The sequence below is a fragment of the Providencia sp. PROV197 genome (assembly GCF_028479625.1).
Classification (GTDB): domain Bacteria; phylum Pseudomonadota; class Gammaproteobacteria; order Enterobacterales; family Enterobacteriaceae; genus Providencia; species Providencia vermicola.
In genome coordinates this window covers 16,755-29,891 of sequence record NZ_JAMPNZ010000038.1, presented here as the reverse complement: position 1 = coordinate 29,891, position 13,137 = coordinate 16,755, and the positions used below count along the sequence as shown (strand labels likewise).

At 41.8% G+C, this 13,137-nt stretch carries 12 protein-coding genes; 6 read left to right on the top strand and 6 right to left on the bottom strand.

Translation table 11 applies throughout. The annotated features are described in order from the left end of the window. Nucleotides 1-6: 6 nt before the first annotated feature. Complete coding sequence (kbaZ, locus tag PR808_RS19485) at nt 7-1,290, bottom strand: tagatose-bisphosphate aldolase subunit KbaZ (protein WP_206086812.1); 1,284 nt, start codon at nt 1,288-1,290, stop codon at nt 7-9. A gap of 51 nt (nt 1,291-1,341) precedes the next feature. After that, on the bottom strand, nt 1,342-2,118 hold the full coding sequence (gene agaR / locus PR808_RS19480) for a transcriptional repressor AgaR (protein WP_206086811.1): 777 nt from the start codon (nt 2,116-2,118) through the stop codon (nt 1,342-1,344). Between the two features lie 527 nt (nt 2,119-2,645). On the opposite strand from agaR, the gene PR808_RS19475 reads away from it, so the two are divergent. The 6 genes from PR808_RS19475 to PR808_RS19450 all read left to right on the top strand — a co-directional run bounded on the left by PR808_RS19475 (nt 2,646) and on the right by PR808_RS19450 (nt 10,239). Then, entirely contained in the window at nt 2,646-3,881 is a 1,236-nt protein-coding gene (locus PR808_RS19475) for an anaerobic sulfatase maturase (protein WP_206086810.1), read from the top strand. A gap of 23 nt (nt 3,882-3,904) precedes the next feature. Further along, nucleotides 3,905-5,512 carry a sulfatase family protein gene (locus PR808_RS19470; protein ID WP_272539922.1) on the top strand — a complete coding sequence of 536 codons (1,608 nt, stop codon included), beginning with the start codon at nt 3,905-3,907 and terminating at the stop codon, nt 5,510-5,512. Between the two features lie 63 nt (nt 5,513-5,575). Further along, entirely contained in the window at nt 5,576-7,042 is a 1,467-nt protein-coding gene (locus tag PR808_RS19465) for a DUF2264 domain-containing protein (RefSeq protein WP_272539921.1), read from the top strand. 115 nt (nt 7,043-7,157) lie between these two features. Further along, nucleotides 7,158-8,012, top strand: a complete 855-nt coding sequence (locus PR808_RS19460) for a tagatose bisphosphate family class II aldolase (RefSeq protein WP_206086807.1) — start codon at nt 7,158-7,160, stop codon at nt 8,010-8,012. 88 nt (nt 8,013-8,100) lie between these two features. Continuing rightward, complete coding sequence (locus PR808_RS19455; RefSeq protein WP_206086806.1) at nt 8,101-8,679, top strand: DJ-1/PfpI family protein; 579 nt, start codon at nt 8,101-8,103, stop codon at nt 8,677-8,679. A 258-nt stretch (nt 8,680-8,937) separates the two neighbouring features. Beyond that, nucleotides 8,938-10,239, top strand: a complete 1,302-nt coding sequence (locus tag PR808_RS19450) for a uracil/xanthine transporter (protein ID WP_206086805.1) — start codon at nt 8,938-8,940, stop codon at nt 10,237-10,239. A gap of 54 nt (nt 10,240-10,293) precedes the next feature. Here the strand turns inward: PR808_RS19450 and thiH are convergent, their stop codons facing one another. The 4 genes from thiH to PR808_RS19430 are packed head-to-tail and all read right to left on the bottom strand — an operon-like array spanning nt 10,294 to nt 13,131. Continuing rightward, nucleotides 10,294-11,415 (bottom strand): 2-iminoacetate synthase ThiH, encoded by a 1,122-nt coding sequence (gene thiH, locus PR808_RS19445; RefSeq protein ID WP_272539920.1) that lies wholly within the window; start codon nt 11,413-11,415, stop codon nt 10,294-10,296. After that, a complete protein-coding gene (locus PR808_RS19440; protein ID WP_206086803.1) occupies nt 11,412-12,182 on the bottom strand; it encodes a thiazole synthase in 771 nt (256 codons plus the stop codon). The genes thiH and PR808_RS19440 overlap by 4 nt, the downstream gene beginning before the upstream one ends. A gap of 2 nt (nt 12,183-12,184) precedes the next feature. Then, a complete protein-coding gene (gene thiS, locus PR808_RS19435; RefSeq protein ID WP_225820908.1) occupies nt 12,185-12,385 on the bottom strand; it encodes a sulfur carrier protein ThiS in 201 nt (66 codons plus the stop codon). Further along, complete coding sequence (locus PR808_RS19430) at nt 12,373-13,131, bottom strand: HesA/MoeB/ThiF family protein (RefSeq protein WP_272539919.1); 759 nt, start codon at nt 13,129-13,131, stop codon at nt 12,373-12,375. Before PR808_RS19430 ends, thiS begins: the two co-directional genes overlap by 13 nt. Nucleotides 13,132-13,137 lie beyond the last annotated feature (6 nt).

Sequence of the window (13,137 nt, the reverse complement as noted above, 5' to 3'; positions counted from 1 at the left end):
CAAACCTCAGTGACTAAATTTACATGCATCGGCATATACCGAAAGTACGTCGCGAATTTTTGCAAAAATAAAGGACTTCGCTGAGCCGTCGATCATACCTTCTCTCAATTGTTGGAATTGATGCGGCATGTATTGGCTTAAAAGTGGTAACGGGATCGGTTTTGAAGATAAGTTAGCCATCAGTGTTTCTATGGCTTGGTTAATTTCTTTATCAGGCCAGTAATAACGAATTCGGTCACTAAAGCTATAAACGCGTGCAAACGCTTGCTGCTGGGCATCACCATGGTAGTACTTTTGCCAAAATTCGGGCTCACGGCACATCAGCTGTTCCATTTTCTCTTTTAAGTGGGAACACTGTTCCGTCGGGAACATTTCATCCTCAATTTCACATAGAGAATAGAGTGCTTCTCGCATAGCAAATGTTAAAGCAGGGCCAACTTTTAAAATGGCAAAGTGGTCTTGAACGAGCTGCTTATAGGCATCTGGTGTTTGGTAATCGGTTGAGTGTGCTTCAAAAACGAGGTGAGGATAGTCATTAACAACTTTACTCAAGGCTTGTGCTTTTTGGGGTTGGTAATCAATAACATGAATATGGTCAAACTCCACGCCAGGTTGAACGACTAGGCCAATAACACGTGTCCAGCAATCACTGATACCTGCTTTTTCGAATGCTTTCGCATGGCAGTCTAATGTTTTCTTCGCGGCTTGTGGGGCTGTCACTTCAACGCCTTCAAGATCTTCAGTTGCTCCACCAGGTACAGGAACTTCTGTACCAATAACATACACGATATCGCTGTAACCGAATTTTTCTTTGGCGGTCTTTTCTGCAATAACGGCGAGTCGGGCGGCACGTTGTGCAACAATTTCATCCGTGAGTGGAACGGGATCATCTGCACAGGACATACTGCAATCAAGGTGGATTTTCTTGAACCCTGCGGCAACGTAATGCTCAATTAAGACATCCGCATTATTCATGGCATCAGCGGCATTAAGCCCTTGCCAACGATTAGGACCTAAATGGTCACCACCAAGAATTAACTTATTCAGAGGGAAATTGATTTTTTCTGCTTTTTCAACTACATAATTGAAAAAATCAGCCGGAGTCATACCCGTATAGCCACCAAATTGGTCAACTTGATTCGATGTGGCTTCAATTAAAAGAAAGGAATCATTATCCAGCGCTTGGTGCAATGATGCTTCAATCACAAATGGGTGGGCTGAGCAAACAGAATAAATACCATTCTGTTTACCAAGTTTATTTTGCTGAACAATCTTTTCTAAAGGATGCATTAATACTAACTCCACAATCAACACGGTTGTATTGTTAATGGAGTTAGCGAATTATTGCTCTTTATCGACGATGACTACTTCAATTTTATGGTTTTTCAACTCTTGGACATATTCTTCAGGAATGCCAGAGTCTGTCACCAAAACATCAATATCAGCGAATTCACGGATCATATGACAACTGCGCTTACCAAATTTCGTAGAATCAGCAACCGCAATAACTGTTTCCGAGATTTCACACATTAACCGGTTAAGGCTAGCTTCCTGTTCATTGTGTGTTGTGATACCAACGCGTAAATCGAATCCATCAACCCCAAGAAAAACCTTGTCAAAACGATAATTTCTGAGGCTATTTTCTGCTTGTGAGCCAGAAAACGATAAAGCATTTTTGCGCAATGCGCCGCCAGTCATTAGTACATCAACGCCTGCGGCTGTTGCTAACTCCATTGCGACATCTAAACCGTTAGTCATGACAACGACGTTATCCCGCGACTTTAAGTGTGTCGCAATTTCCCGTGTCGTTGTCCCCGAGTCTAAAATGATCGTGTCGCCATCATTAATGAGCGCGGCGGCGGCTTCCCCTATTAATGTTTTTGTGCCCGCATTCTGCCCACGCTTTTCGTGGATGCTTAGTTCAGCAATAAACCCAGTATTCGGAATTGCTGCCCCATGGGAGCGGACCACATAACCATTCTTTTCAAGAAAGCTTAAATCGCTACGGATGGTGACACTTGAAACTTTAAATATTTCGGCTAAATCTTCGACTCGTGCTTTACCTTGTTGGTTAATCATGTCGAGGATTTCCATACGCCGTTCAACTGCCGCTTTCACTTTCGTCTCCTTACGAAACCAAATGATTTGCTTTCATTTGATTTCGAATTAAGTTTACTACGCTAAAAAATACCGACAACGAAAAAAAACAAAACTTTTGATCTCTTTCACAAAGTTTCGATTTGCGTGTTGTTTGCTTACGGATATTTTCAAATTTTAAATATCATATCTTCGAATAAGAAAGTATCCAATCAATAAAGTATCAATAATTGTACTTTTACTGAGCAAACTCGGTGTTTTGCATAAATATTAGCAATATTTGCAAAAAATTCGCGGAATATAAGCTCAAAAATCGGCATAAAGTGTGAAGGTGATATTTAAATTTCGAAAGGAAGAGAAGTTTCTTTAAATCAAAAACAAAAGTCAGCGGTTTACTGTATGTTATTTATACTCTCTTCAATTGCTCTAACTCAAACTTCTTTCTTTCAAATTCTTTCATTTTGCTGTTTTGTGATTTCAATCTCTTTTGATTTTTCGTGTTTTGGGTAATGCTATAAAAATAACCTGACTGTTTCGGATTAATTTAAATGCCTGCAAACCAACCCACTTACTTTCATATGATGGCGAAACCCACGAGTTATCGCTGCAATATTAAATGCGAATACTGTTTTTATCTGGAAAAAGAAAATGTGTTTCACGAGCAACCTGCGCAAGACCAACATGACGTTATGCCTGATAACGTGCTACGTCGTTATATCAAAGACTATATCCAGTCCCATGCAGGTGAGCAGGTCGATTTTTCATGGCAAGGTGGTGAGCCAACACTTGCAGGGCTCGAATTCTTTGAGCGAGTTGTAAAATATCAAAAGCAATATGCCCAAGGAAAAACCATCACAAACAGTGTGCAAACTAATGCGATAGCGATTAATCGGCAATGGGCGCAGTTTTTTGCAGATCATCATTTTTTAATCGGTGTATCTATTGATGGTTTAGAAGCAGTTCATGATAAATATCGAATTTCCGTTAATGGCAACCCAACTTTTGAGCGTGTTAAAAAAGCAATTCAGCTTTTGATTGAATATGGTGTTGAATTTAATACCTTAACCGTTGTTAATGACCAAAATTGGCGGAAAGGGAAAGAAACGTACCGTGCTTTGAAAGCATTGGGTTCCACGTTTTTTCAGTTTATCCCTATTGTTGAGGTGGATAGGCGCTTTCCTCATATCCAAGGTGGCCATTATGCACCTGGGCCAAATGCCGTAATGGCACCTTTTTCAGTGCCCGCTGAAGGTTATGGGCAGTTTATGGCTGATGTTTTTGATGAATGGATCCATCAAGGAGATATTGGCAAAGTTTATATTCGTCTATTTGATAGCTTATTAGGGACTTGGATGGGCTATCCAGCATCAACCTGTGTCCAATCTAAAACGTGTGGGCAAGCGCTGATTATTGAATCTAATGGGGATGTCTATTCCTGTGATCACTATGTGTACCCCGCAAATCGATTAGGTAACGTACAACAACACTCCCTTTCTCGTATTGTCTCCTCTAAGCAGCAAGTCCGTTTTGGGCAAAATAAATATGACAAGCTAACTAATCTTTGCCAGCGCTGTGAGGTTCAAAGCCTTTGTTATGGTGGTTGCCCTAAGCACCGGATCACGGCGATAGAAGGTGAAAAATATCGCCATAATTATTTATGTCATTCATATAAAAAGATTTTTCATCATACCGCTTTAGGTATGCAGTTAATGCGCCAAGCGATATCACGTGGCGCTTTAGCCAGTGATGCACTGGGTGCAATACAGCATGCTTACAAGCAATAATCATATTATCTGGAGATATTTTTGTGAGATTACCTTCTATGAAGAGAAGCCTGCTAGCTGGATTGATAGCAGCGAGTAGCCTAGTGCCTCCCATTGCGGCGAATGCGGGCGGGACACCAGAAAAGCCGAATGTTTTATTGATTATCATGGATGACTTAGGAACAGGGCAGCTCGATTTTGTGCTTGATAGTCTTGATGTCAAAGAACTTGCACAGCGCCCGTCACCACAGCGTTATCAGGGTGATATTAATCAGATGGTGGAAGCAGCAAGAGTGGCAATGCCAAATGTTGCGGATATGGCTGCTGGTGGAATTAAGATGACCAATGCATTTGTTGCTCATCCTGTTTGTGGCCCATCACGAGCGGGTATTTTTACTGGGCGTTCTCCTGCGAGCTTTGGCACTTACAGTAATGATGATGCGATGTTAGGTATTCCACAAGACATCAAACTATTACCGGCACTATTCCAAGAAAATGGTTATGCCACAGCTAGTATCGGGAAATGGCATAATGCGAAGGTCTTGAAAAAACCTAAAATTGCATCAGAAAAGCAAACTCGTGATTATCACGATAATATGATTTCGACACCAGAGCCTGGTTTTTCACCTCATGAAAGAGGTTTCGATTATGCGTATAGTTTCTATGCATCGGGAGCGGCACTTTGGAACTCTCCGGCAATGTGGCGAAATGGTGAAAATGTGCCAGCGTCTGGCTATACCACGCATTTACTAACGGATGAAACTATTAATTTCATTGATGGGCACAAAGATAAACCTTTCTTTATCAATCTTTCATACAGCGTACCACACATCCCATTAGAAGAAGCCTCGCCAGCGAAATACATGGATAAATTCAACACGGGTAATGTTGAAGCCGACAAATATTTTGCTGCATTAAATGCGGCTGATGAGGGAATTGGCAAAATTATCAACACGCTAAAGGAAAATGGTGAATTAAATAATACGCTAATTTTCTTTATTTCTGACAATGGCGCGGTGCATGAGTCGCCAATGCCAATGAATGCGATGGATAAAGGCTTTAAAGGACAAATGTTTAATGGTGGTGTACGTGTTCCATTTGTCGCTTATTGGCCAGGGCATATTCCAGCGGGTAAACAGAGTGATGCGATGGTCTCTGCGATTGATATCTTACCAACTGCATTACAAAACGCAGGGATCTCCATACCTGATAGCATGAAGATTGAAGGCAAAAATATTATGCCACTCTTAATGGGTAAAACAGAAAAGTCACCACATGACTACCTGTATTGGACAGGGCCAGGGACGAAACATTACAGCGAAGAAAACCAAGATTTTTGGCATGGCTACCATGAATGGATCACTTATCAACGCAAAGAAATTCCAAACAACCCAAATTTAGAAAAACTATCGAAAGGTTCATGGGCGATCCGTGATGGGGAATGGGCACTTTATTTTTATGATGATGGTTCTAACCAGCTTCAATTATTCAATGATAAACAAAACCCAGCCGAATCGAATGATTTAGCGGCGCAATATCCAGAAAAAGTAAAAGAGTTAAAATCTGCTTATTATCAATGGGTTAAAGATAAGCCTAAACCCGTTGTATGGGGGCAAGATCGTTACCAAGTTCTGATTGAATCAGCAAAATAAACACAAGATTTTATTTTAATCTGCGCGCAAGGATGCGCCTGTTTGCATCATAGAGAAATACGTATGACAATACCGACTGAACGCCCAAAGCTGCCTTATGAACACCCTGATATCAAAATTTATCAGAAGTTATTCAAAGAGAATATCATTCGAAGATTAATTAGAAAGTCAGCCTATCAATGTAACGATAACCACATCACCAAAGCCTTTCAAGATGAAAATCAACCTCTTTCAGTTCTTTGCGAATTATTAGTACGCTATACGACGGAAGCCTTTGTTCATTATCAAACATGGGGTTACTCCCACGCTTACTACCCTGGTAGCCCAGGCCAGCAAACAGTGCGAACTGATGCCCTAGAAGGGGTTAGTAGGGTACTACCTTTACTTGCTTCATGGCTAGTTCACAGCCAAAAAGCAACATTGAATGGGTTAAATTTAGCATCAATTGACCTTTCTGAAATCATCAAAAATGCATTTTTACATGGTACAGACCCTGCTCATAAAGGCTATTGGGGAAGGCTTGAAAATTATGACCAAAAAATTTGTGAATCTGCAGATTTAGCGCTGACTCTCTGGTTGAGTCGTGAGTGGGTATGGGAAAAATTAGATAACCTTGCGCAACAACGAATTATTGAGTGGTTTGAACAGGTTAATCATTGCGATATCGTTGATAATAACTGGCACCTTTTCCCGCTTACTGTGCAATTTGTGCTCCAAGCTCTCACTGGTCGAGATGCCATTGCAACGTGGCGGTATGAAAGAGTGAAACAATTTTACGTGGGTGATGGTTGGTTTCGAGATGGCGCGAAAGGTAACTTTGATTATTACAATGCATGGGGATTTTACTATTCATTATATTGGCTAAACCAAATTTGCCCAGACTTCGATGAAGAATTCATTCGTAGTTCACTAAATCAGTTTAACCATCATTATCGTTATTTTATGACACCACAAGGGATCCCCTTTTTTGGCCGCAGTGCATGTTATCGCCTCGCGGTGTCCGCACCTTTACTTGCAGGCGTTGATTTAGGTGGTGATGCAGTGAGTGTGGGTGAGGCTAAAAATGCACTAGAAAGTACTTTACGTTATTTTATTGGCCATGGTGCTTTAAAAGCAGGAGCGCCAACTCAAGGTTTATTTGGTTATGATGCCCGCTTAGTCGATAATTATAGTGGTCCTGCGAGTAGTTTTTGGTCATTACGTGCAGTGATTATTGCTTTGTATTGTGGCAACCGCATTCAACTTTGGGATAGCCCTAGCAGTCCGCTGCCAATTGAACACTCAGACTTTCATTTCGAAATATCGTCCATTGCAGCAACGGTTATTGGTGTGAAAGAAACACAAGAGGTTACTGTGATATTTCGTGAAGATTACCTCAAACAACAATCTCCTCTGACACGTCGCTTAGAAAAGCAGTTATGTTCTCAGAAAGTAGTTGAAATGCTATTAGGTCAATCAAGGCGCCCTAAAAACAATCTGTTACGTAAAGGAGTCACGAGTTATAGCTCTAAAATGGCTCACTACTTCTAGCCTTTCTTTCATTTGCTTTCAGTGCGAAAGGGATGGAAATGTGATTTAGATCTTTTACCTTTCCTATTCTTTCGTTTAATATTAATCGAAATCAATCGAAAGTTAAGAGGCGACTATGTACTTGGTATCTACCCGTAATATGTTGAACAAAGCCCAACTGGGAGGCTATGCAGTTCCCGCATTTAATATTCACAATTTGGAGACCATTCAAGTTGTTATGGAAACTGCCGCAGAAATGGCGTCTCCCGTTATTTTAGCGGGGACACCGAGTACATTTTCTTATGCAGGAAGTGACTACTTGATTGCTATTTGTCAGCAAGCGGCTGAGCGCTATAAAGTCCCAGTCGCTTTACATCTCGATCATCATGAAGATATTCCAGATATTTTCCAGAAAGTCTCTGCGGGGGTGCGCTCTGCGATGATTGACGCTTCTCATTTTCCGTTTGATGAAAATATTCAAATCGTTAAACGGGTTGTTGATTTCTGTCATCAATGGGATTGCACAGTAGAAGCGGAGCTGGGGCGTTTAGGCGGACAAGAAGATGACTTAGTTGTTGATGCCGCGGATGCGCTTTTTACTGACCCTGATGCCGCCGTTACTTTTATTCAAAGAACGGGTATTGATTCATTAGCCGTTGCAATCGGAACAGCTCACGGTATGTACAAAAGTGAGCCACATCTGGATTTCGCTAGGCTAGAAGCAATCCGTAAAAAAACAGATGTGCCTTTAGTGCTTCATGGTGCTTCGGGGATCCCTGATGCGGATGTTAGGCATTGTATTGAGCTTGGAATTTGTAAAGTCAATGTCGCAACAGAACTCAAAATCGCATTTTCTGATGCAATTAAGCAGTATTTCATTGAAAACCCAGAAGCGACAGATCCCCGTCATTATCTGGTTCCCGGAAAGGCGGCGATGAAAGCGGTTGTGATGGATAAAATTCGTGTTTGTAAAAGTGATGGAACACTTTAATAAGCCAAAATAATCTGAATTTGTTTGATGTATAAACCAAATTTGTTGTTGATGATACGCAGTAGATCTTTTTAAAAAAAGGAATGTTATGAAACAAGTTGCTGTTTTACTCGCTGATGGTTTTGAGGAAGGAGAAGCGGTCGTTTTCATTGATGTCATGCGCCGGTTAGATATTCATGTAGATGTGCTGTCTTGCATGGATACGCTTGTTTTAAATACGTATTTTGGTACTAAAATTAGTGCAGATCATCTTTTAGTCGATAAGCTAGCCCATAGTTATGATGCGGTGATGATGCCTGGGGGGCCAAAAGGAACTGATCGCTTGTATGCGAATGAAAAGGTGGTTGATTTTCTTCGTCGGCATATACATGAGGATAAATATATTTGTGCACTATGCTCTTCAGGCGCAAAGGTATTAGCCGCACACGAGTTACTGGAAGGGAGATACTATAGTACAGGCGACAAGCTGGCTGAAAAATTTAATGATGGTATTTATCTTGATCAGGATGTTGTTGTTGATGGAAAGTTTATCAGTGCAAAAGGGCTTGGTGTGAGTTTTGAATTTGCATTTACAGTTGCAAAACATTTATTGGTCGACAATATTGATAAAGTGGATTGGCAAGCTAAGCATATTTATTTTAAACACTGGCCGCTTTCCTATCTATAATTTTTATTGGTAACTACGTACTTTTATATCGGCAATAAAGGTAATAAATAAAGCGGGAATAATATTTTCCCCCGCTTTATTTTTATCAACTAGTCGAATGAAAATAAAAATAGAGAATTAATAGCGTATGAAGCTATTTTTTATAATGATAAGAATAAATGATGATTTATAAATATCATAACAATTAGATTTAAATTAGAAATTTTCCGTTATAAACATTAAGCTGGTCAGATATATAATCACCGGTAAGGAATGAAAATGCGGAATATTGCTATTACAAAAAATAATATTATTTCTGGCTTTCAATGGTTCTTTTTTATCTTTTGTAATACGGTTGTTATTCCCCCGACGTTACAGTCTGCTTTTCATTTGTCACCACAAACCACGTTTGTTATTACTCAGTATGCTTTTTTATTAACAGCTTTAGCTTGCTTGTTGCAAGCATTTATAGGCCATAAACGCTCCGTGATGGAGGGGCCAACAGGGTTGTGGTGGGCAACAATTTTAACCGTAACTTTGTCAGAATCTATGCAAGGAACTCCTCTTGAGACGATTGGATGGAGTTTAGCCATGGGGATTTTTCTGTCTGGGATTATTACTATTCTTATTGGCCTAAGCGGTCTTGGTGGTTGGTTAGCGGGTTTGTTCAAGCCTGGTGTGCTGGTGGTCTTTATGTTTTTACTTGGCGCGCAACTGGTCACTATTTTTTTAAAAGGAATGTTAGGGCTACCCTTTGGTGTTGGCAGTGAAAATATTACAGTTAATTATCCTGTATTCTTTTTGGCGCTCGCAGTACTGATATTTGTGATAGGGGTAATTGTGTATTTACCCGTGAATATTAGCAAATATGCATTATTGATTGGAACAATCATAGGGTGGGTTGCCTATAGTGGGTTATTTGGTAGCACGATATCATCTGTTTCATCAGGGGAATGGGTATTATTTCCATTAGGCCGCTCTGATGAAATTAATATAAGCATTGTGATAACAGCGATTTTGGCTGGAATATTAAACACATCAAATACGTTTGGAGCAATGCGGGGAACGGATGTTTTTTACCCTAATTCATTACCCGTTAAGTCCTTATATCGGCGTAGTTTTATGATGTCAGGAGTTGTAACAATATTAGCAGCGCCGATAGGCGTAGTGCCTTTTTCACCGTTTGTTTCATCAATTGGTCTAATTACTCAAACAAAAGACTGTTCACGTATCTCTTTTACTATTGGCAGCCTTATTTTCTTATGTGTGGGCGGGGTTGCAGTATTGACTCAATTTTTCCGCTCTTTGCCGTTAGCCATTGGTAGCGCGGTTATGTTAGCAACTTATTTGCCGTTATTGTTTTCGTCATTTTCATTTCTGACGGATATGAAATTAAATGCACGTAATATTTATCGCCTCGCATTACCTATTTTTATTGGCATTTTTTTGATGTCAGCACCTGCTGCGGTACTAAATTCGTTACCAACAATGTTTAGTTCTTTACTGGGTAATGGGTTACTTATAGGCATTATATTGGCTCTTATTTTAGAAAATACGATCAAGTGGGATAAAATCTCCTAAATAATAAAAGAGCACTAAGCGGTTGTGCAGCTAATGCTCTTTTTCAGTAAAATTCTAACGGCCTAAATAACCATCCCAATCTTTCCAAACGGGCTGTAAACCGGCTTGCACAAGTGCATTCGCTACTTGTGCGGCACTGCGGTTATCATTTGGGGAAAATTGTTCTAGCTCTTCTTTGGTATCTGCATAGCCACCTGGTTGGGTTTTTGAGCCTGCGCTGACATTATTAATCGCGAGTGGTACTACATGGTCGCGAAAGTACGGAGACTCACGAGTCGACAGTGAAAGCTCAACATTGGGGGCAAGTAACCGAAAGGCACAAATGAGTTGGACCAATTCCGCTTCATTCATCAGTGATGCAGGCTCAACGCCACCCGCACAAGGGCGCAAACGCGGAAATGAAATGGAATAGCGGCTTTGCCAATAATATTGCTGTAAATACAGTAAATGCTCGGCCACCATGTAGCAATCGGTGCGCCAACTATTAGATAAACCAATTAATGCCCCAAGACCAATTTTATCCACACCAGCTTCACCAAGTCGTTCAGGGGTGGCTAAACGCCAGTGGAAATCTTGTTTTTTACCCTTGAGGTGATGCAACTGGTAGGTTGGCTCATGGTATGTTTCTTGATACACCATCACACCATCTAAGCCCAATGTTTTCAATTCCTTATATTCGTCAGTGCTTAATGGCTGCACTTCCATCATCAACGAACTGAAATAAGGGCGAATGATAGGCAAAGTATGGCGGAAATAATCCATCCCCACTTTACTTTGATGTTCCCCTGTGACTAACAATAAGCTATCAAACCCAATTTTGCGGATCGTTTCGCACTCATTGATTATCTCAGCATCATTGAGTGTTTTGCGTTTGATTTTGTTACTCATCGAAAAACCACAGTAAGTACAATCGTTTGCGCAGAGATTGGATAAATAAAGAGGAACGTAAAACCCAACTGCATGACCAAAACGTTGGCGGGTGAGTCTTTGTGCTTTTTGTGCCATTGCCTCGACATAAGGGCGTCCAGCAGGGGAGAGTAGCGCCATAAAATCATCGAGGGTGAGGATATCACTCGCTAAAGCGTGTTCTACATCGTGGGCGGTTTTACTGTTGATTCGCAGTGTTGTGTCGTCCCAATCCAATGTACTTAAGCGCTCTTGGAAACGGGGGATCATGATAATGCCTCCAAAAAGCTGGTGAGTGGGCTGGAAGCTTGGGCTTGTTGCTTCGGTGCCGCTAATCCACTTTGATAAGCTAGTTCAGCGGCCTCGACGGCAAGTTTAAAGGCTTTCGCCATTAAAATGGGGTGCTTGGCAACGGCAATCGCGGTATTCACCAACACCGCATCAGCCCCCATTTCGATAGCCTCTGCGGCGTGGCTCGGTGCGCCAATCCCTGCATCGACAATAACGGGCACGGTGGCTTGCTCGATAATAATCCGCAGCATCTCTTTAGTGGCTAAGCCTTTATTGGTGCCGATAGGCGCACCTAATGGCATGACTGCCGCGCAGCCAACTTCTTCAAGACGGCGGCACAGTACAGGGTCTGCACTGCAATAAGGTAATACCACAAACCCTTCTTTGACGAGCTGCTCCGCGGCGAGCAGGGTTTCGATAGGATCGGGTAATAAATAGCGCATATCAGGGTGAATTTCGAGTTTGACCCAGTTGGTGCCCAGTGCCTCTCGAGCAAGGCGGGCAGCAAATACCGCTTCTTGGGCGTTTTTTGCCCCCGATGTATTGGGTAAAAGCTTTACGCCAAGCTCTTGAAGAGGTTGTAAAATACCATCATCCTGTCCACGCAAATTAATTCGTTTCATGGCCATGGTGACTAATTGGCTACCTGAGGCTTGAATGGCATCTTGCATTAGCCTGGCATTGGCAAACTTTCCTGTTCCTGTAAATAGACGTGATTGAAAGGTAAAATCGGCGATTTTTAACATTGTTAGCCCCCAGCGATAGCTTGAAATAACAAGATATTGTCTTGGTCATTAATGAGATGAGAATCCCACTGACTCTTTGGAATGATCACTTGGTTGATAGCCAGTGCTGTGCCAGCGGTGGAGCGGCCTAGCGTCTCAAATAACTGGTTGACAGTCAGCGGGGCATCAAGCGCCATAGTTTGGTCATTAATTAGGATATGCATGCTTCTTCCCGACAAACTGGACATTGCAGCGAAGGCGTTAACTGCAAAGTGTTCCACTGTTGTTGTTTTCCATCGAACAAGCGTAGTTTTCCGCTTAAAGATGAAGGCAACCCGACAAGTAATTTAAGGGCTTCAAGTGCTTGTAGCGTACCGATAACACCAACGACAGGCCCTAATACTCCCGCTGTGCGGCAGTTTCGCTCAGGTTCATCTTGATCGGGGTAAAGGCAGGCGTAACACCCTGAACTAAACGGCGGTTCGAGCACCATTAGCTGTCCACCAAAGCCCACTGCGCTACCGCTAACGAGTGGCGTGTTGGTCATGACACAGGCGGCATTGACGGCATGGCGTGTTGCCATGTTATCGCAGCAATCAAGCACTAAATCGACCTGCTCAACGAGTGGGATTAATGTTTCAACTTCTAGTTTTTGCACAACTGCTCGTGTTTTCACGAGCGGGTTGAGTTGATGAAGCCTCTTTGCTGCAAGTTGGGCTTTTGACTGTTCGATATCATCAGTATTGTAGAGCACTTGTCTTTGTAAATTAGAGACATGCAGGTTATCGTGGTCAGCAAGCCATAATTCGCCAACGCCTGCACCAGCTAAATAGAGGGATGCGGGAGAGCCTAACCCACCTAAACCGACAATCAGCACTTTGCTATTTTTCAGTTTTTGTTGCCCTTCAGGGCTAATGTCTTCAAGTAATAGCTGGCGGCTGTAACGCATGAATTCTTGGTCACTTAACATGATTAA

What these genes read in the sequence shown, in the direction of transcription:
- kbaZ (WP_206086812.1), bottom strand. Translation starts at nt 1,290, where the DNA reads ATGCATCCTTTAGAAAAGATTGTTCAGCAAAATAAACTTGGTAAACAG.
- PR808_RS19475 (WP_206086810.1), top strand. Translation starts at nt 2,646, where the DNA reads ATGCCTGCAAACCAACCCACTTACTTTCATATGATGGCGAAACCCACG.
- PR808_RS19465 (WP_272539921.1), top strand. Translation starts at nt 5,576, where the DNA reads ATGACAATACCGACTGAACGCCCAAAGCTGCCTTATGAACACCCTGAT.
- PR808_RS19460 (WP_206086807.1), top strand. Translation starts at nt 7,158, where the DNA reads ATGTACTTGGTATCTACCCGTAATATGTTGAACAAAGCCCAACTGGGA.
- PR808_RS19455 (WP_206086806.1), top strand. Translation starts at nt 8,101, where the DNA reads ATGAAACAAGTTGCTGTTTTACTCGCTGATGGTTTTGAGGAAGGAGAA.
- PR808_RS19450 (WP_206086805.1), top strand. Translation starts at nt 8,938, where the DNA reads ATGCGGAATATTGCTATTACAAAAAATAATATTATTTCTGGCTTTCAA.
- thiH (WP_272539920.1), bottom strand. Translation starts at nt 11,415, where the DNA reads ATGATCCCCCGTTTCCAAGAGCGCTTAAGTACATTGGATTGGGACGAC.
- PR808_RS19440 (WP_206086803.1), bottom strand. Translation starts at nt 12,182, where the DNA reads ATGTTAAAAATCGCCGATTTTACCTTTCAATCACGTCTATTTACAGGA.
- thiS (WP_225820908.1), bottom strand. Translation starts at nt 12,385, where the DNA reads ATGCATATCCTAATTAATGACCAAACTATGGCGCTTGATGCCCCGCTG.
- PR808_RS19430 (WP_272539919.1), bottom strand. Translation starts at nt 13,131, where the DNA reads ATGTTAAGTGACCAAGAATTCATGCGTTACAGCCGCCAGCTATTACTT.